The organism is Mycobacterium decipiens, assembly GCF_963853665.1.
In the GTDB taxonomy this organism is placed as follows: domain Bacteria; phylum Actinomycetota; class Actinomycetes; order Mycobacteriales; family Mycobacteriaceae; genus Mycobacterium; species Mycobacterium decipiens.
Genome location: NZ_OY970459.1, coordinates 1304510 through 1323674, shown reverse-complemented (window position 1 = coordinate 1323674; position 19165 = coordinate 1304510). Strand labels below are relative to the sequence as shown.

Below are 19165 nucleotides of genomic sequence, written 5' to 3'. Positions count from 1 at the left end.
GACCTATCCCAGGATCGCGCGCGCGGCGCGCTCTGCGATGAGCATCACCGGCGCGTTGGTGTTGCCGGAGGTGATGGTGGGCATCGCCGAAGCATCGACCACTCGAAGGCCGGCGACGCGATACACGCGGCAGTCGGTGTCGAGCACCGTGGCGGCCGACCGCGGCCGACCGCGGGTGTCAAAGGCTCCCATCACGCAGGTGCCCACCGGGTGGAAAATCGTCGTACCCAGTTCACTGGCCGCCTTCTGCAGCTCTTCGTCGCTCACCAGTTGCGGGCCGGGAAGCAACTCTTGCGGGCGGTAGCGGGCCAGAGCCGGCGCCGCCATGATCTGCCGGGTCATCCGGAGGCCGCGCACGGCGGTGCGACGATCGGCGTCAGTCGAGAGGTAGTTGCAGAAAATCTTCGGGCTGGTCAGCGGATCTGCATTGGCCATGCGCACATGGCCGCGCGAGCTGGGTCGCAGATTGCAGACCGAGGGAGTGATCGCCCCGAACCGATGCAGGGGTTCGCCGAACTTCGGCAAAGACAAGGGCTGCACATGCCACTCCAAATCGGCACTGGCCATCGCTGGGTCGCTCTTGGCGAACGCCCCCAGCGTGGAAGGCGGCATGGTCATGGGCCCTGATCGCATCAGCAGGTACTGAAGTCCCATGCCCGCACGGCTGATCCAGTTCCGGTACAGCGTGTTGACAGTCGGGGCGCCGCGCACCCGGTAGACCGTTCGAAGTTGCAGGTGATCCTGGAGGTTTTCGCCCACGCCTGGCAGATCGACGGCCACCGGAACTTGATGCTGGGTCAGTAGAGCAGCCGGGCCCAGACCCGAGACCTGCATCAGATGCGGCGAGCCGATAGCTCCGGCGCTCAGGATCACCTCCCGACGGGCTCGTACGTCGACGATTTGGCCGCCTTTGAGCAGCCGCAGGCCGGTGACGCGGTGCTGCGCAGTGGTCCAGGCACCGCGACGCTGGTACTCGTGGACCTGGTCGTCCATCAGAAGCCGCAAGGCCTGGGTCTGTGTGTAGACGGTGAGATTGGGTCGGTGGGCGACGGGATGCAAGAAAGCATCGGCCATCGACCAGCGACGGCCACGCCGTTGGTTGACATGAAAGTACGCACTGCCGGCGTTGTCGCCCCGGTTGAACTCGTCGATCGGAGCAATGCCCACCTGGGCGGCAGCGGCCTGCCAGGCATTCAAGATCTTCCAGCGCACACGCGGCCGCTCGACGCGGATCTCACCACCGGCGCCGTGCCAGTCGTCGGCTCCGCCGAAGTAGTCCTCCAACTTTTTGTAGATGGCCAGTGTCTCGCCTGGGCAGTCCGGGCCACCCCAGAGCCATCGCTCGTCACCTGTGGCCTGCGCCCACAGGTCGTAATCGCAAGCCTGACCGCGCATGTGGATCATGGCGTTGATCGACGAGCAGCCGCCGATCACGCGGCCCCGCGCGTAGTGGATGCTGCGTCCGGCGAGACCCGGGTCGGCCTCGGTCGTCAAACACCAGTCGGCGCGGGGGTTGGCAATTGTGTACAGATAGCCCACCGGCACCTTGATCCAGAACCAGTCATCGTTGCCGCCGGCCTCAATCAAAAGCACACGGCAATCAGGGTTGGCGCTGAGCCGATTGGCGAGCAGGCAGCCCGCACTGCCTGCTCCCACGATGATGAAGTCGAATTCGGCGACCGGGCTCATTCCGGCTTCGGTCCTCCATTGCGTCGGATGCGCGTCCTAGTATGCGCGATGGCCGGCCCCGTACGCTCCCGTTCCCGTGCGTGCTGTCGCGGTTCAGGCCTGGGCAGCCTTAGTGGCCGGTGCGGCGGCGCGGTCCCGGCCCCTGAGCGGGCCTGACAGTAACCGCCAGGTTTGCTAACAAGGGCGCAACGCTCCGAAGTCCGCCAGGCATATCGAGCGTCCTGAGGATCTACGAGGCCGTCGTCGTGGGAAAGGTGCAGCGCAGTGCAGTCACGCCGCCCAAGGTCTCGGCTCAATCTCCACGGCCAGAAGACGTGCTCGACCGCTAGGTGCCCGCCGCTAGCGCTTCCGACCCTCGGGCGTCCGAGGTGAGTTTTTGTGCCCCATGAACGCGAGCAGCAGTGCGCTCACGCTTGATTCGGTCTACATATCAACGACAAATGGAGACAGGCGCAACCGACTATCCCCCTGCCCCTAGGGCGATTGCTGGCGATGAGTTGGTGCGCGCGGCAAGTACGTACGGGTGCCGAACGTGTGTTCTAATAGCCTTCACCGCCCGCCCACTGCGCGCCAACTTGAGAAGGAGCTCACTGTGACGATGACTGCAGACACTCCGGCAGCAGAAGTGTTGCACGCCGACCCCAACACTTCCGACGCCCTGATTAGCTCTGTCGACGTCAACTCGCCTGGGAGTGCGCCGACACCCGACGCGCCGACCTCTGAAACTTCCACCGCGGAGAAACCGAAGAAGGCAACGGCAAAGAAGGCGGCGAGCAAGAGGACCAAAACTCTCGAACTGACCCTTACTGTCACTGGTGCCGCGGACGGCGAATGGCACGCCGAGCTCAAGCAGGGCAGCGCCTACCTGGCCCGCAACGTTGCCGTCGCGGCCGCGGCCGTTTCCCGCGCGGCTAAGGAACTGCACCAGGATCTCTCCACCCCGATCGACGAGGTAATCGGGGAAGCGCGCTCCCAGCAGGCCGCCAGGGTCGCCGCACTCGAAGCCGAACTCGAAGCCGCCCGCAAGGTCCTCGCCAACTTGGACTGAGATCCTGGGCTGCTTCGCGGCATTCCCCGACCGCGCGGGAGCTCGCCCAAGCCTGGCCGAGGCAGAACTGAAAATCGTCGAGGATACCTGCGTATGACGGGTAATCCCGTGCTGGAAACTGCCAGACGACTGTTGGTGGGTGGGGGCACTTTCGTCCAAACCTACAACGCAACCTCGGTCGCGGACTTGTACCTGGCGGGCATCAACGCGTCAGTTCCGCACCTCACGGCCATCCAGCTAATGGCGACGGTGGGGGCTGACAGAACACTCGTCCAGTCGATGGAAGCAATTGCTCTACGCCTCAGCCGAGCCGCGCGGGCTGTAGACCACGTACTCGCGGCGCTTAGCAATGGCACCTCAACCAAGATGCAGCGCTCCGCCTGCGCGTCTGCCCGAACTCCACCGGCACCTCAACCGGCTGTGCGCCCAGTGGCTCGCCGAGGTCGGCCTCGAACCGCCACTCGACGAATCCCGCGCGGCCGGGTTGGCGGGGGGAAAGACGACCATCCACGCAGCACGGGCAGCGTTGCGGCGGTACAGGTCCGGCATTATTCCGAAGCCGATGCCACCTGGCCTGGCACCCAAAACGGTGCGCAACATCCACGCGATGATCCACCGCGCACTCGTCGACGCAGTTGCCTGGAAATACATCAACGACAACCCAGCAAGCAACGTCAAGCCGCCCAAACGCCCCCGAACGCGCCGGAAAGTGTGGAAGCCTGACCAGATTCAGGCCTTCCTCAACTCCATCCAGCACGACCGGTTCGCCGCGCTGTTCTTGCTGGAACTGACCACCGGGATCCGCCGAGGCCAGATTTGCGGACTCAGGTGGACGGCCGTAGACCTCGATGCCGCCGAGATCACCGTGCACGACAATCGCGTCGTCGTCGGCGGCCACGCGCGAGACAAGGAAGGTGGCAAAACAATGAACGCCGACCAGACGATCTCGATCGATCGGGCTACAGTGGCCGCTCTACGCGACTGGCGGGAAACCCAGAACCGCGAGCGAGTGTTCTTCGGCCACGACTACCACCCCGGCGACTATGTCTTCACCTTCGACGACGGCCGCCCACCGCACCCCGACTCCATCAGACAGCGCTTCAATCGTCTCGCAGCGGCCGCGGGACTCTCGCGGATCACCTTCCACGATCCGCGGCACTCCTACGCGACCGGTGCCCTCAAAGCCGGCATAAGCCCGAAGGTGATCAGCCAGCGGATCGGCCACGCCAATGTTGAATTCTTTCTGCAGACCTACGCCCATGTTCTGCGAAACGATCACCGAGACGCCGCCGAACCAGCGGCGGCATTCCTTGTCGGCAGCGGCTGGGGTCCGGCCGACGAAGGCAGCAGCTAGATGTCTACGCCCACTAATGTGGCCAAATGCGTGGCCATCGGGCATGAAAATGGCCCCCGGAGTCTCCTCCGAGGGCCATTTCCGCTGGTAGCGGGGACAGGATTCGAACCTGCGACCTCTGGGTTATGAGCCCAGCGAGCTACCGAGCTGCTCCACCCCGCGTTGGTAAACGCAAGGTTACCCAACACGTGGGAACCACACCAAATCGCCCGCTCGCGGGTTGGATTCGCCGACGTCGGCTGCGTTCGCGATCCAGGCGTCCGCTAGGCCAGACGATACGTATCGGCCAGTTCGCCGAACCCGGACAACTCGCGGCAGAACCGTTCCACAGCATGTGCTGACCGCCGGCGAAATCGGGGCGCGGGATCTCGGGCGTACTGTTTGCGCCGTGCGCATCGACGTGATGATGATTCCGCAACCGCTGGGCCAGATCGGTGACCTGGCGTGTCGGACCCAGGCCGCGGGGTTCTCCGGGGTGCTGTTCACCGAGACCGGCCGCACGGCCTATCTCAACGCCGCCGTCGCCTCGCAGGCCGCGCCCGGCCTTGAGCTGTCCACCGGGATCGCGTTGGCGTTTCCGCGGAGTCCCTTCGTCACGGCGGCCGCGGCGTGGGAGCTGCAGGAAGCAACCGGCGGGAAGTTCCGGCTCGGACTCGGCACCCAGGTGCGCAGGCACATCGTGCGGCGCTACGGTATGGCCTTCCACCGCCCCGGTCCGCGATTGCGCGACTACGTGCTCGCCGTGAAGGCCTGCTTCGCCGCCTTCCGAACGGGCACGCTTGATCACCACGGCGAGTTCTACGATCTCGACTTCATAACGCCGCAATGGAGCCCGGGGCCCATCGACGCACCCGATCCCAAGGTCGACATTGCCGCGGTAAATCCGTGGATGCTGCGGATGGCGGGCGAAGTGGCCGACGGGGTGCACATCCATCCGATTGGCGAACCCGGCTATCTCACCCGTCAAGTGCTGCCGAACATCGCCGAGGGGGCTGCGAAAGCGCGGCGCTCACCATCGGACATCGCGGTGATCGTGCCGGCGATGACAATCGTCGGCGACACCGACGAAGAACGCGAGAACGAACGCGAACTGGTGCGCGGCAGCTTGGCGTTCTACGGAAGCACACCCAACTACGCGTTCATCTGGGACGAGGCCGGGTTCGAGGGGACGACCGCGCGGATTCGGGAGAAGCAGAAGGCCGGGGACTTCACCGGCATGGCGGCCCAGATCACCGACGAGCACATCGCCGCGTTTGCCACCGAATCGACGTGGGACGCGTTGGCCGACGCGCTGACCAAGAAATTCGCCGGGATCGCAACGCGTCTCGTGCTGTACAACGCCATCGGCGATCGGGAGCGCTTCGAACGCTACGGCGAGGTCGCCCGTCGAATGCAGCGATAGGCACGCCGGCTCAGTCGACGAGCGCGCAGAATGCCAGGGATTGCGGCGTGTCCCGGTACATACACGGTCACTCGCGCGAGGAACCGCCGCCTAGTTGGCGTCGTTGAACTTGGTGATGGCGTCGTCGAGTCGCTGCAGCGCTGCCCCGTAGGCGGCGAAGTCACCCTTTTTCTGCGCGTCCCGCGCCGCGCCGATCGCAACCTGGATCTCCTGCAGCGCAGCGGCTTTCGCCGGCGATAAGGGGGCAGACCCGTCGGGCGCCGGAGGCACGGCCGTCGGCGGCGACTGCGGTTGAGGTCCACCGGGCGGCGGCGTTGGGTTCGCAGGGGGGGCCGGCGCTACACCGCCTTCGGCGGGCGCGATCCCGGTGGCCGTCGCACCGGCACCCGGCCCGAACAAGCCGGTGAGCGCATCCCGGACGGTGGGACCGTATCCGACCTTGTCGTTGTACATCATCGCCACGCGGATCAGCCGCGGGTACGAGGAGGCGGCGTCGCTGGCCCCCGGGGATGCATAGACGGGTTCGACGTACAGCAGGCCACCCTCTGCCACCGGAAGGGTAAGCAAGTTGCCCCACCTGATTCGGTTTTGATTGTCGCGGCCGATCACACCCAGATCCTGCGATACCGCGGTATCGGTGGTGATCGCGTTATTGGCCAGCTTGGGCCCGTTGACCTGGCCCGGGATGGTCAGCACCGTGATCTTGCCGTACGTCGCGGGGTCGGAACTGGCGCTGATGTAGGCGGCCAGATAGTCGCGCTTGAATCTGTTCATCGCGCTGGTCAGTTGGTACGACGCCGAATTGTCGTTCTTGGCAATGTTTTTCGCGACGATGTAATACGGCGGCTGATAGCTGCTGGCGGTCGGATTCGGATCCAGCGGCACGTCCCAGAAATCCGATGTGGAGAAGAACGTCACCGGGTCGTTGACGTGATATTTAGCCAGCAGCATGCGCTGCACCTTGAACAGGTCCTCGGGATAGCGCAGGTGGTCGGCTAGCTCCGGTGTGATGTCACTCTTGGGCTTGACCGTGCCGGGAAAGACCTGCATCCAAGCCTTGAGCACCGGATCCTGTTCGTCCTGCTGGTACAGCGTGACCGTTCCGTCGTAGGCGTCCACGGTGGCCTTCACCGAATTGCGGATATAGGAGACCTTCTTGTCCGGGACCAACCGGTTGAAAGCCACCTCGTTGGAATCCGCGGTCGCCGAGGACAGCGAGGTGAGTTCGGAGTACGGGTAATTGTCTAGCGTGGTGTAGCCGTCGATGATCCACACCAATCGCTTGTCGACGATCGCGGGATACACAGCGCTGTCCGTTGTCAGCCACGGCGCCACCGCCTCCACCCGCTGCGCGGGATCGCGGTTGAACAAGATCTTGCTGTTGGAGCCAATAACGCTGGAGAACAAGAAGTTTCGCTCGGCGAACTTCGCAGCGAACACACTCCGCGCCAACCAACCACCAAGCGCGACTCCACCGCTCCCGGCGTAGGTGTATCTCTTGGTGTCGACGTTGGTCTCGTAGTCGTATTCGCGGTCGTCGCCGTTCTTTCCGACGATCGCATAGTCGGCGGACGTGTCGGAGATCACCGGGCCGAAGTAGATCCGCGGCTGATCCAGCTGCGCCGGCCCGTCGGACACCACAGTGCCGTTGGCGCCAACGACGTTGACCAGGAACTCGGGGTATCCGCCGTTTTGATTCGGGTCGTTGGCGATGCCACGCACCGTGTTGGCCGGTGATGCGATGAATCCGTTTCCGTGCGTGTACACGGTGTGCCGGTTGATCCAGTCACGTTGGTTGTCGATCAACCGGTCCGGGTTGAGCTCACGTGCCGCGACGACGTAGTCACGCAGGTTTCCGTTGCGGTCGACGTAGCGGTCGATCGACAGCTGGTCGGGGAAGTAGTAGAAGTTTTTGCCCTGCTGGAACTGGGTGAATGCCGGGCTGACGATCGTCGGGTCGAGTAGCCGGATGTTCGAGGTGGTCGCGCGGTCGGCGGCAACCTGCTGCGCGGTTGCCGGGCTATCGCCGCTGTAGTTGCGGTAGGTCACCACGTCAGACGTCAGGCCATATGCTTGCCGAGTCGCAATGATACTTCGGCTGATGTATTCGCTTTCCTTTTGCGCGGCGTTGGGTTTGACACTGATCTGCTCGACGATCAACGGCCAGCCGGCGCCCACAATCAGCGACGACAGCAGCAACAAGACCAAGCCGATGGCCGGAATCCGCAAGTCCCGCAGGACGATCGCGGAGAACACCGCGACCGCGCAAATCAGTGCGATCGCCATCAGAATAAGCTTGGCCGGCAGTACCGCGTTGATATCGGTGTACCCGGCTCCAGTGAACGGCTTACCGGTACGCGTGTGCGACAGCAGCTCAAATCGATCCAGCCAATAGGCAAGTGCCTTGAGTAGCACCAGCACACCAACCAGGCTGACCAACTGGACACGCGCCGAGCGGCCCATTACGCCGGTGCGTCCAGACAGACGAATGCCGCCGAAGATGTAGTGGGCTACCAGGTTCGCCACGAACGCCAGAAATACCGAGACGAACAGGTAGCTCAGTATCAGTCGGTAGAACGGCAATTCAAACGCGTAGAAGCCAAGATCCCGGCCGAACTGCGGGTCCCTGACCCCGAAGTCGCCGCCGTGCAGGAACAGCTGGATGCGAACCCAGTAGCTCTGCGCGACGATGCCGGCCAGCAAGCCGATCGCCGCGGGGATTCCAATGCCCACTAGCCGCAGCCGTGTCAGCACGACAGCGCGATACCGTGCGACCGGATCGCTGTCGCTATTCGGGACGAAGACCGGGCGGGCGCGGTAGGCCAGGGCGAGCCCGGCGAACACGATGCCGCCGACCACCAACCCAGCAACCAGGAACACCACAATGCGGGTAACCAGCACGGTGGTGAACACCGAGCGGTAGCCCAGCTCACCGAACCACAGCCAGTCGACGTATGCGTCGATCAACCGCGGACCGGCGAGTAGCAGCACGATCACGCCCAGCGCGATCATGATCAGAATCCGGCTACGCCGTGTCAGCTTCGGCATCCTTGCGGCGGGCCGCATTCCCACTACTACGCTCCCTGCTCTTCCTGGCCGATTGAGATCTCCTAGACGGTCACAACTCTACGCACCGCACCTCAGACCGCTCCGCGGTCTGCATCGTCGGCGGGCTGTGCCCGATTGCCCGATTGCCGGACTAGCAACTCGGCGTCGGCGCGCCCGACGTCATTGCGTGCAACGCGTCCACCGCTTGACTGAGCGTCTCAACCTTTACCAACCGCAGGCCCGGCGGGTTGTCGGAGGTCGCCTCGTAGCAGTTCTTCGCGGGCACCAGGAACACCGTCGCACCCGCAGACCGCGCGGCCTCCATCTTGTGCGTGATGCCGCCGATCGGGCCCACCTTGCCATCGACCGAGATCGTGCCGGTGCCCGCGACGAACGTGGACCCGACCAGGTCGCCGGTGGTGAGCTTGTCAATAACCGCCAGACTGAACATCAGGCCGGCCGAAGGCCCGCCCACATTGGCGAGGTGGAAGTCCACGACGAACGGCGCCCACGGCGCATCAAGCACCGCGACACCCATGAAGCCGTAGTCGCGATCCTTGTTTGTGCCCAGCGTGATCTCCGCAACGCCCGCCGGCTCGTTCTTGCGACGAAAGTCGATCGTCACCACCTGTCCGGGCTTGGTGTTCTTCAGCAATGCGGTGAACTGCTCGACATTGGCCACCGCAGTGCCGTTGACCGCGTCGATGGCATCGCCCGACTTCAGCTTGCCCATCGACGGACCGGGATCGCTAACCGTCGCGACGGTGACTGCACGCGGATATTTGAGATATCCGAGGGCGGCGTATTCGGCGCTGTCCTCGGAATCCTTGAAATCAGCGCTATTGGACTTGTCGATTTCCTCCCGCGACTTGCCCGGAGGGTAGACGAGATCACGCGGCACCAGCTGCTCTTGGCCCGACAACCACAGGGTCAAGGCTTCACCCAGGGTCAGACCGTCGCGCTGGGACACCGTCGTCATGTTGAGGTGGCCCGACGTCGGGTGCGTTTGGGTTCCCACGATCTGGACTACCTGCTTGCCGTCCACCTCGCCGAGCGTGTTGAACGTCGGGCCGGGTCCCAATGACACGAACGGCACGGTCACCACGGCGAGCGACACACCGAACACCACGATCGGCACCAGCGCGACCAGCAAGGTCAAAATCCGCCTGTTCACGCCGCATACACTAGACGGAGCTGGCCGGAGCTGGTTCAGCTGCGAGCGTGACCGCAGATGACGCTATCTGTTCCCGCGGTGAGTACCGTTGAGGTCATGGGTGACGTGCCTTTCGGCTTCTCCTCCGGAGACGACTCCGAGCGCGACAAGCGCGGGAAGAACGATCCCGATTCCGGATCGGGCGCCAATCCGCTGGGTGCGTTCGGCATCAGCGGAGACTTCGACATGGCCGACCTGGGGCAAATCTTCACCCGGCTGGGTGAGATGTTCGGCGGCGTCGGCACGGCGATGGCCTCGGGCAAGAGTTCGGGTCCGGTGAACTACGACCTGGCCCGACAAGTCGCGTCGAGTTCGATCGGGTTCATCGCGCCCATCCCGGCATCGACGAACACGGCGATCACCGATGCGGTGCACCTGGCCGACACCTGGCTCAACGGGGCAACTTCGCTGCCCGCTGGCGCCACGAGCGCGGTGGGCTGGAGCCCGACCGACTGGGTCGACAACACCTTGCAGACCTGGAAGCGGCTGTGCGATCCCATGGCCCAGCAGATCTCGACGGTGTGGGCGTCGTCGCTGCCGGAAGAGGCCAAGAGCGTGGCCGGCCCGCTGCTGTCGATAATGTCGCAGATGGGCGGCATAGCGTTTGGATCGCAACTGGGCCAGGCGCTGGGCCGGCTGTCCCGCGAGGTGCTGACGTCCACCGACATCGGTCTTCCGCTGGGTCCCAAAGGGGTGGCGGCGATATTGCCCAACGCCGTCGAATCTTTTGCCGCCGGACTTGAGCAGCCCCGCAGCGAGATCCTGACGTTCCTGGCCGCCCGTGAGGCCGCGCATCACCGGCTGTTCAGCCACGTTCCGTGGCTGGCCAGTCAACTGCTCGGCGCCGTCGAGGCCTATGCGATGGGCATGAAGATCGACATGACCGGGATCGAGGAGCTGGCCCGCGATTTTAATCCGACGTCGATGGCCGATCCCGCTGCCATGGAACAACTGCTGAGCCAGGGAGTCTTCGAGCCCAAGGCGACGCCAGCCCAGACGCAGGCATTGGAACGGCTCGAGACACTGCTCGCCCTAATCGAGGGCTGGGTGCAGACCGTGGTAACTGCCGCGCTGGGCGAGCGAATTCCTGGTGAGGCAGCGCTCAGCGAGACGCTGCGCCGACGCCGGGCCAGCGGCGGCCCCGCCGAACAGACGTTCGCGACGCTGGTCGGGCTGGAGCTGCGGCCACGCAAACTGCGGGAGGCCGGCGCGCTGTGGCAGCGCCTCACGCAAGCCGCCGGCATGGACGCCCGCGACGCCGTTTGGCAGCACCCGGACCTGCTGCCCGCCGCCGACGATCTCGACGACCCGGCCGCCTTCATCGACCGCATCATCGGCGGCGACACCAGCGGCATCGACGAAGCGATCGCCGAACTCGAGCGGGACCAAGACGCCCGCGGAATCAACGAGCCCGGCCACGACGGCGGTGCTGTGGATAACTGAGCGGTGTGCCTGCTCGCGGCATGGCACAGTCTCAGGTCATGCGGCAGGCCGCGCCTTCTCTGTATTCGTTGAACCCGGCGATGCCGGTGCTGCTGCGGCCCGACGGTGCCGTGCAGGTGGGCTGGGATCCCCGCCGGGCCGTGCTGGTCCGTCCACCGCACGGACTGACCGCGACGGGCTTGGCCGCACTGCTGCAGTCCATGCGATCACCGGTGCCGATAGCCGAGTTGCAGCGCCAAGCCGAGGACCGCGGGTTGGTGGACGGTGACAACCTGGCGAACCTCGTCGCGCAATTGGTTGGCGCCGGTGTGGCGACCCGCGGACACCGGGATTCCCGGCGTCGGGCGCCGTCCATCCGGGTGCACGGTCGCGGGCCGCTGTCAGATTTGCTCGTGCAAGCGCTGCGCTGCTCGGGTGCCCGGATCAAGCACAGCAGCCAACCGCACGCGGCGGTGACTCCCGGCGCCGCGGATCTGGTGGTGCTGTCGGACAATCTGGTGGCCGATCCGCATATGGTGCGCGATCTGCACAGTGCGGGCGTTCCACATCTTGCCGTTCGAGTTCGCGACGGCACCGGGCTGGTCGGACCCCTGGTGATCCCCGGAGTGACCAGCTGCCTGGGTTGCGCGGACCTGCACCGCAGCGACCGCGATGCCGCGTGGCCGGCTATCGCCGCCCAACTGCGGGACACCGTCGGGGTGGCGGACCGGGCCACCCTGCTGGCGACCGCGGCGCTGGCGCTCAGCCAGGTGAACCGTGTGATCGCCGCGGTGCGTGGCCAGGATATGGCCCCGGATCCGCCGTCAGCGCTGAATGCCACCTTGGAGTTCGATCTCAACGCTGGCTCCATAGCGGCCCGTCAATGGACCCGGCATCCGCTGTGTCCGTGTTGACGCCGATCGGGCAACCCGATCTAGCCCAGTCGTCCCTGCTCCGGCACGTTCGTCGAGATCGACGCATAGGCTCTGGCCAACGCGTCGAGCACCCCCTCTGTCAAGGTGCGCTCATTGCGGTGCTTGTCCAGCGTTTCGATGATCGCTCGGAACAGGGCGTCGGCGGCGTCGTGCTGCGTTGATTTTGCTGACATGGTCTCTTGCGGTCCACCCTCCGGACATGGGTTTCCAATCCATCGCACCATCGCGACCAGCACGAGACTACATATGAGATGCACGCTTCGATGGCGTGACTGAACGACCACCACCCGTGTCCGCTGTCGGACCCGGCGATTCCGGCTGCACAAGTTGGACTTCGCGTTTGCGCTGCTCAGCCCCCACTATTCGGCTCGGGGCGAGCTGAACCGTGCGCCATGCACACGGTTGTTGCCAGTTCAACACGCCGACCGGACAACCGTCGTGGATGATGGGAGTGTGTCAGACATCAAACGTGGCCGCGTCGCGCGCAATGCGAAGCTGGCCAGCATCCCGGTCGGCTTCGCCGGTCGGGCGGCGCTTGGCTTCGGCAAGCGACTGACCGGCAAGTCGAAAGACGAGGTCACCGCTGAGCTGATGGAGAAGGCCGCCAATCAGCTGTTCACCGTCCTCGGCGAGCTCAAGGGCGGGGCGATGAAGGTCGGCCAGGCGTTGTCGGTGATGGAGGCCGCCATTCCTGCTCAGTTCGGTGAGCCCTACCGGGAAGCGCTGACCAAGCTGCAGAAGGACGCCCCACCGCTGCCCGCCACCAAGGTGCACCGGGTTCTCGATGGACAGCTGGGCACCAAATGGCGGGAACGGTTCAGCGCGTTCGATGACACCCCGGTGGCGTCCGCCAGCATCGGCCAGGTGCACAAAGCGATCTGGTCCGACGGCCGCGAGGTCGCCGTCAAGATCCAATATCCCGGCGCCGACGAGGCGCTGCGCGCGGACCTCAAGACCATGCAGCGAATGGTTGGCGTGCTCAAACAGCTCTCACCGGGCGCCGACGTCCAGGGCGTGGTCGATGAACTGGTGGCACGCACTGAGATGGAACTCGACTACCGGTTGGAGGCCGACAACCAGCGCGCTTTCGCCAAGGGCTATCACGGCCACCCACGCTTCGTGGTGCCTCACGTCGTAGCGAGCGCTCCGAAGGTGGTGATCCAGGAATGGATCGATGGCGTGCCGATGGCAGAGATCATCCGTAATGGGACCACCGAGCAGCGTGACCTGATGGGTACGCTGCTCACCGAACTCACCTTCGACGCACCTCGCCGTCTGCAGTTGCTGCACGGCGATGCCCATCCCGGGAATTTCATGCTGCTGCCGGACGGCAGGATGGGCGTCATCGACTTCGGCGCCGTGGCGCCGATGCCCGGCGGATTCCCCGTGGAGCTCGGGATGACGATTCGACTGGCCCGCGAGAAGAACTATGACCTGCTGTTGCCAACCATGGAGAAGGCCGGGTTCATCCAACGAGGACAACAGGTGTCGGTTCGCGAGATCGACGAGATGCTGCGCCAGTACGTCGAGCCCGTCGAGGTCGAGGTCTTCCACTACACCCGCAAGTGGCTGCAACGAATGACCGTGAGCCAGATCGACCGGTCGGTGGCGCAGATCAGGACTGCGCGGCAAATGGACCTGCCGGCCAAGTTGGCGATGCCGATGCGGGTCATCGCGTCGGTGGGCGCGATCCTTTGCCAGCTGGACGCGCATGTGCCGATCAGGGCACTCACGCAGGAGCTGGTCCCCGGTTTCGCCGAGCCAGACGCCATCGTCGTCTAGGCGGCGACGACGTCCTTGCGCGGACGTCCGCGGGGACGCTTGTGACTCACGATCGAGCCTCGGTCGAATATCTCACCGCCCCATACCCCCCAGGGTTCGGCCCGTTCCAGTGCCGCTGCCAAACACTGCCGTCTGATCGGGCAGCTCGCACAGAGCGTCTTAGCGACTTCAAGATCGGCTGGGGTATCGGCGAACCACAGATCGGGTTCACCGGCGTGACATGGCAACTCCGCCAGCGTCTGTCTGGGGACTGTCAGTGCCGACACGTCCTGTTTCACCTGCTTCCTGGTCTGGTGACTGTCCTTCGAAAGTGATCCGGACCAGGTTGGGAAGCTGCTGACCCAAAAACTGTGGCCACGGATCCTGTGACTTCGGGTCCGTGGCCATCGGGCGAAAACCGGGCTGATTACGTAGCGCTTACGTATGGCCCCGATCCACGGACTCGTTAGTCGCAGCGGCGACACGGTGCTTGCCCGTCGCCGCCGGTGCGGCGGTACGGACGCTCTGGGGGGTTCCCGCGGTCGGCACCGCGGCAGCCACGCCTGCACCGAATGCGGTGTTGTCGATCATCGTGGCCACCCTCCTCTCCTATCGCTCGTACGCCAGCCGTCAATGCCATCTCGGGCCAGCAGCAGGTTTCGAGGTTAACTGGAAGCGGCCAGTGGTGGCAACCGATTTTCTGACCTGCGGGTTTGCCTCACACGGACGGTCACGTACGACCGCGAACCAGCTCCAGGACATCCGGCCCGTACTGTTCCAGCTTTCGTGCACCGATACCCGGAATCGCGATCAGCGCCGCGTCGTCGGCAGGTAGCAGCTCGGCGATCGCGATCAGCGTGTTGTCGGAGAACACGACATACGCGGGCACATTCTGTTCTTTAGCGGTGCTGAGCCGCCAGGACTTGAGCTGCAACAACAACTCTTCGTCGACGTCGGCGGCACACGTTTCGCACCGCCGCAGCATGACGGCCGCCGGCGTGTTCAGCTCGTTGTTGCAGAGCCGGCAGCGGGGTGCGGCACCCCGGTTTCGACGGGACTTGCTCGGCGCCGGATCGGCACGCGTCTGCGGCGCAATACCGTTGAGGAACCGCGACGGCTTGCGGCTCTGGCGCCCACCCGAGGCCCGCGATAGTGCCCAGCTGAGCGCCAAATTGACTCGGGCCCTGGTGATTCCGACGTACAGCAGCCGCCGCTCTTCCTCGACGGGCTCACTGTCGGGGCCGTGTGTCAGGGCGTGCGAGATGGGCAGCGTGCCATCGGCCAATCCGACCAGGAACACCGCGTCCCATTCGAGTCCCTTCGCGGCGTGCAGTGAGGCCAGCGTGACGCCCTGCACCACCGGTGGGTGTCGCGCTTCGGCCCGCGTCCGCAGTTCGGCTAGCAGGCCGGGAAGCTGCAGCGCAGGACGCTGCGCGACCTCGTCGTCGACCAGATCAGCCAGCGCGGTGAGCGCCTCCCAGCGCTCCCTGGCGCGGGTGCCGACCGGCGGCTCCGCCGTCAGCCCCAGTGGTTCCAATACCGCGCGAACGACGTCGGACAACGCGCCTTCGGTACTTCGGGCTGACGCACGCTGTAGGGCAAGCAATGCCTGTTTGATCTCCTGACGGTTGAAAAACCCCTCGCCGCCGCGGACCTGGTATGCGATACCCGCCTCGGTCAATGCCTCCTCGTAGACCTCTGACTGCGCATTGACCCGGTAGAGAATGGCGATCTCGGAGGGCGCAGTGCCCGATGCGATCAACCGAGCAATCGACGCCGCCACCGCGGCTGCCTCGGCAGGTTCGTCGGAATGCTCGTGGAACGACGGGACCGGACCCGGCTCACGCTGGCCGGACAGCTGCAGCTTGCTGCCCGCGACGCGGCCCCGAGCGGTGGCGATCACCCGGTTGGCCAATGACACCACCTGCGGAGTGGATCGGTAATCGCGCTCCAGGCGCACCACCGCAGCGTCCGGGAACCGCCGCGAAAAGTCGAGCAGGAAGCGAGGCGAAGCCCCGGTAAAGGAGTAGATGGTCTGATTGGCGTCGCCGACGACGGTCAGGTCGTCCCGATCACCCAACCAGGCCGAGAGCACCCGCTGCTGCAGCGGGGTGACGTCCTGGTACTCGTCGACGACGAAACAGCGGTACCGGTCCCGGAATTCCTCGGCCACAGCAAAGTCGTTTTCGATCGCGGCCGCGGTATGCAGCAACAGGTCATCGAAGTCAAGCAGGGTAACGCCGTCGCCGCGGGCCTTGAGAGCCTCGTATTCGGAGTAGACGGCCGCGATTTGCGCGGCGTCCAACGGGGTGTCTCGGTGCGCTGCCGACACAGCGGTTACGTACTGCTCCGGGCTGATCAGCGACGCCTTAGCCCACTCGATCTCGCCAGCCAGGTCGCGCACGTCATCGGTGCTGGCATGCAGCCTGGCGCGGTTGGCCGCGCGGGCCACGACGGCGAACTTGCTATCCAGCAGCTGCCAGCCGGTGTCGGCGATCACGCGCGGCCAGAAGTACCGCAGCTGGCGATGCGCGGCCGCGTGAAAGGTCAGCGCCTGGACAGCGCCAACTCCAGAGCCGGTCCGTGCGGCGGCATCGAGCGCCCGCAACCGGGCGCGCATCTCCCCCGCCGCACGCTGGGTGAACGTCACCGCCAGCACCTGCCCGGCAGCGATATGACCGCCCGCGACCAGTGCGGCGATCCGGTGAGTGATGGTGCGGGTCTTACCAGTTCCGGCGCCGGCGAGCACACAGACCGGTCCGCGTGGAGCCAGCACGGCTTGGCGCTGCTCGTCGTCCAGCCCGGCGATCAATGGGTCTGTGACCATCGACATGGCGTCTATCTTGGCAGCGGCGGGTGACAAAACGGGTGTGTCGCCACGCCGTTTCGCATAGGGCCGTCGCGCGGAATGCATCGTCGCTGGGCTACGTTAACCGGCTATGACTAACCCTGCGCTCACCATTTACACAACTTCATGGTGTGGCTACTGCCTTCGGCTCAAGACCGCGCTCAAGGCCAACCGAATCTCCTACGACGAGGTCGACATCGAACACAACCCTGCGGCCGCCGAGTTCGTCGGCTCGGTCAACGGCGGCAACAGAACCGTCCCAACGGTGAAGTTCGCCGACGGGTCGACGCTGACGAACCCAAGCGCGGGCGAGGTCGAAGCGAAGCTGGCAAAGATCGCCGGCTAGCCAAGTCCGGATTTGTTCCGGCAGGCGGTGCCGACCCGGCCAGCCACCCGCCAAGCTCGTGCGCAGCAAACGGTTTGGTCGCCCCCGGCATAAGGGCAATGGCGCGGTGAATCCGCAGGTAACAGACGCCAAACCGACAGCGGACGGCCTGGGGAATGGCTTATCAACGATGAGGCCAAGCAGCTCCACCCACAAGAGCGTGAACTCTCCCGCGAGCTGGCTCACGTGGCGACCGGCGGTGATTCGCACCATCGTCACCGGCACGGGCAGGTCCACCGTCATCGTGTGCTGTGCGGTGGCGGCGATCGCGGCGTGCTCACATCGCAGCGCACCAGCCACGACGAGCCCCCCGGTCGCAGCGGGTATCGATTCGTTGCTGGTCAGCGTCGAAGATGTGCGGCGCATCGCCAATTTCGAATACCTCACGCCGCATGCACACGCGGATCTGCGGAAGCCGTCCCAGGGAGATGTGGACGCTCCGGGTCCGTGCCGAGCGGTGGGAAACAGCGACCTGACCTTCGGCAACGGCTGGTCGGAGTTCCGCAGTGTGGGCTATGGCGGCGCGACCGACGACCTAGAGCCGGGCGGGGTCGCCATGATCGACGAAGTCAGTCAAGCGGTTGCCGTGTACCCGAACTCGAGCACGACGCGCGGCGTGCTTCATCAACTGCTGTCGTATGTGACAGCGTGCACTGCCCTGCATGACACCAACTACGATTTCGCCTTGGACGAGCCGGATCACTCCACCCTAAGACTCAGCTCCCAGGGGTGGAGCCACCTGTATCGTGCGAAATCTGCGGTGTTGATATCCGTAGGCGTGTTGGGTCTTGAGCCGGCAGATCGGATCGCGAATACCATCCTTCAGACGATCACCGACCGGATCGACTAGGACTCACGCGACTTCAGGCCGGATCAGTCGCACATTGCCCACGATTCGATGATCACGCGGGCGATCGAGATCGACCCGGGCAGTAGCAGTTTCGAGTCCGACGCGCTCGTCCAATCGCCGGCTTCAAGCGCGCCACGCACCTCATCGCGGGTGAACCACGCGGCTTCGGCGATCTCGCCGTCGCTGAACGAGAAGTCCTGATCCGGGTCACCTAAGGCGTGGAAGCCGACCATTAGCGAGCGCGGGAACGGCCACGGCTGACTGCCCAGATAGCGCACATCGCGAACGGTCAGTCCGATTTCCTCGCGGATCTCCCGGGCGACGCAGACTTCGAACGACTCTCCGGCCTCGACGAAGCCGGCCAACAGCGAGAACATTCGTTCGGGCCACACCGCCTGGCGAGCCAACACGGCACGATCACCGCCGTCGTGAACCAGGCAAATCACCGCGGGGTCGATACGCGGGAACTCCTCATGCCCGGTTATCGGGTTGACTCGTGACCAACCGCCCCTGGCCGGTTTCGTCGGTGTGCCGTCCAGCGCGCTGAATCGGGAACTGTCATGCCAGTTCAGCAGTGCCGTTGCCGACGACACCAACTGGCTGCTGGTGTCGTCCATGATCCGGCCGAGCCTACGAAGGTCCACCACCTCGGCTTGCACGTCAGGATCATCGGACGGCGGCGCCAGCGCTCCCCGGATCGCCCAGACGTGGCGATCGCCCTCGATGCGACCCAGGAATACCGCCTCCGGCGGTGGCTTGTCGGCCAGCTCGACAGCCGCGCCAAGCAGCACCCGACCGTTGGCGATCAGCACCCGATTGCGGAAATCCACCCGCAGCAATGCCGCATCCGGCCATCCCGCGGCGGCCGCCTCCACATCGGTCCTCAGCTGGTCGGCCCGGTCGGCGCCAACGCGCGACATCAGCGGAACGCTGCGCAGCTGGAAATCCACGCTAAGGCCCCCGGCTCCGACCCTTTGCGCCCGGCTCCGCCGCGCTTGCGATCGCCACAGGGTCCAACACGTGCCGACCCGCTGCGCCCCGCTCCGCCGCGCTTGCGATCGCCACAGGGTCCAACACGTGCCGACCCGCTGCGCCCGGCTCCGCCGCGCTTGCGATCGCCACAGGGTCCAACACGTGCCGACCCGCTGCGCCCGGCTCCGCCGCGCTTGCGATCGCCACAGGGTCCAACACGTGCCGACCCGCTGCGCCC

Annotated in this window: 15 protein-coding genes, 1 tRNA gene and 1 pseudogene; 8 read left to right on the top strand and 9 right to left on the bottom strand. The window is 65.2% G+C overall.

Annotated features, from left to right (window positions below; genetic code table 11):
* Window positions 1-3: 3 nt before the first annotated feature.
* Window positions 4-1689, bottom strand: coding sequence for a GMC family oxidoreductase (locus AADZ55_RS06090; RefSeq protein WP_085323300.1), 1686 nt, complete (start codon window positions 1687-1689; stop codon window positions 4-6).
* Window positions 1690-2287: 598 nt separating this feature from the next.
* Here AADZ55_RS06090 and AADZ55_RS06085 point away from each other — a divergent pair.
* Both AADZ55_RS06085 and AADZ55_RS06080 read left to right on the top strand, forming a co-directional pair.
* Window positions 2288-2737 (top strand): DUF6319 family protein, encoded by a 450-nt coding sequence (locus AADZ55_RS06085; RefSeq protein ID WP_423202389.1) that lies wholly within the window; start codon window positions 2288-2290, stop codon window positions 2735-2737.
* Window positions 2738-3086: 349 nt separating this feature from the next.
* Entirely contained in the window at window positions 3087-4091 is a 1005-nt protein-coding gene (locus tag AADZ55_RS06080) for a tyrosine-type recombinase/integrase (RefSeq protein ID WP_085323299.1), read from the top strand.
* Between the two features lie 85 nt (window positions 4092-4176).
* On the opposite strand, the gene AADZ55_RS06075 is transcribed toward AADZ55_RS06080, so the two are convergent.
* A tRNA-Met gene (locus tag AADZ55_RS06075) sits at window positions 4177-4253 on the bottom strand.
* Between the two features lie 241 nt (window positions 4254-4494).
* Between AADZ55_RS06075 and AADZ55_RS06070 the strand changes: the two genes are divergently transcribed.
* Window positions 4495-5493 carry a TIGR03617 family F420-dependent LLM class oxidoreductase gene (locus AADZ55_RS06070; RefSeq protein ID WP_423202388.1) on the top strand — a complete coding sequence of 333 codons (999 nt, stop codon included), beginning with the start codon at window positions 4495-4497 and terminating at the stop codon, window positions 5491-5493.
* Between the two features lie 90 nt (window positions 5494-5583).
* On the opposite strand, the gene AADZ55_RS06065 is transcribed toward AADZ55_RS06070, so the two are convergent.
* Together AADZ55_RS06065 and AADZ55_RS06060 are read right to left on the bottom strand one after the other, a co-directional pair.
* The gene (locus AADZ55_RS06065; RefSeq protein ID WP_085323298.1) at window positions 5584-8565 is read right to left on the bottom strand and encodes a UPF0182 family protein; all 2982 of its coding nucleotides are present in this window, start codon (window positions 8563-8565) and stop codon (window positions 5584-5586) included.
* A 127-nt stretch (window positions 8566-8692) separates the two neighbouring features.
* Window positions 8693-9715: a YlbL family protein gene (locus AADZ55_RS06060; protein WP_085323297.1), complete on the bottom strand. Its 1023-nt coding sequence runs from the start codon at window positions 9713-9715 to the stop codon at window positions 8693-8695.
* Between the two features lie 78 nt (window positions 9716-9793).
* Here AADZ55_RS06060 and AADZ55_RS06055 point away from each other — a divergent pair, with 78 nt between their 5' ends.
* Together AADZ55_RS06055 and AADZ55_RS06050 are read left to right on the top strand one after the other, a co-directional pair.
* On the top strand, window positions 9794-11197 hold the full coding sequence (locus tag AADZ55_RS06055; RefSeq protein ID WP_085323463.1) for a zinc-dependent metalloprotease: 1404 nt from the start codon (window positions 9794-9796) through the stop codon (window positions 11195-11197).
* Window positions 11198-11217: 20 nt separating this feature from the next.
* The gene (locus tag AADZ55_RS06050) at window positions 11218-12090 is read left to right on the top strand and encodes a TOMM precursor leader peptide-binding protein (protein ID WP_242669951.1); all 873 of its coding nucleotides are present in this window, start codon (window positions 11218-11220) and stop codon (window positions 12088-12090) included.
* Window positions 12091-12110: 20 nt separating this feature from the next.
* Here AADZ55_RS06050 and AADZ55_RS06045 read toward each other — a convergent pair whose 3' ends face one another.
* A complete protein-coding gene (locus AADZ55_RS06045; protein WP_165759321.1) occupies window positions 12111-12284 on the bottom strand; it encodes a hypothetical protein in 174 nt (57 codons plus the stop codon).
* 265 nt (window positions 12285-12549) lie between these two features.
* Between AADZ55_RS06045 and AADZ55_RS06040 the strand changes: the two genes are divergently transcribed.
* Window positions 12550-13893, top strand: coding sequence for an ABC1 kinase family protein (locus AADZ55_RS06040; protein ID WP_085323461.1), 1344 nt, complete (start codon window positions 12550-12552; stop codon window positions 13891-13893).
* Here AADZ55_RS06040 and AADZ55_RS06035 read toward each other — a convergent pair.
* The 3 genes and pseudogenes from AADZ55_RS06035 to AADZ55_RS06025 form a co-directional block, all read right to left on the bottom strand.
* Window positions 13890-14159, bottom strand: a complete 270-nt coding sequence (locus AADZ55_RS06035; protein ID WP_085323460.1) for a WhiB family transcriptional regulator — start codon at window positions 14157-14159, stop codon at window positions 13890-13892. The genes AADZ55_RS06040 and AADZ55_RS06035 overlap by 4 nt on opposite strands.
* A 3-nt stretch (window positions 14160-14162) precedes the next feature.
* Window positions 14163-14463: pseudogene (locus AADZ55_RS06030) on the bottom strand (hypothetical protein); the annotation flags it as partial.
* Between the two features lie 139 nt (window positions 14464-14602).
* Window positions 14603-16705 (bottom strand): ATP-dependent DNA helicase UvrD2, encoded by a 2103-nt coding sequence (locus AADZ55_RS06025; protein WP_085323295.1) that lies wholly within the window; start codon window positions 16703-16705, stop codon window positions 14603-14605.
* 106 nt (window positions 16706-16811) lie between these two features.
* Between AADZ55_RS06025 and mrx1 the strand changes: the two genes are divergently transcribed.
* On the top strand, window positions 16812-17066 hold the full coding sequence (gene mrx1, locus AADZ55_RS06020; protein WP_085323294.1) for a mycoredoxin Mrx1: 255 nt from the start codon (window positions 16812-16814) through the stop codon (window positions 17064-17066).
* A gap of 199 nt (window positions 17067-17265) precedes the next feature.
* Window positions 17266-17955 carry a sensor domain-containing protein gene (locus AADZ55_RS06015; RefSeq protein WP_242669949.1) on the top strand — a complete coding sequence of 230 codons (690 nt, stop codon included), beginning with the start codon at window positions 17266-17268 and terminating at the stop codon, window positions 17953-17955.
* 23 nt (window positions 17956-17978) lie between these two features.
* On the opposite strand, the gene nudC is transcribed toward AADZ55_RS06015, so the two are convergent.
* Window positions 17979-18875 carry an NAD(+) diphosphatase gene (nudC, locus tag AADZ55_RS06010; RefSeq protein WP_085323458.1) on the bottom strand — a complete coding sequence of 299 codons (897 nt, stop codon included), beginning with the start codon at window positions 18873-18875 and terminating at the stop codon, window positions 17979-17981.
* Window positions 18876-19165: the final 290 nt, after the last annotated feature.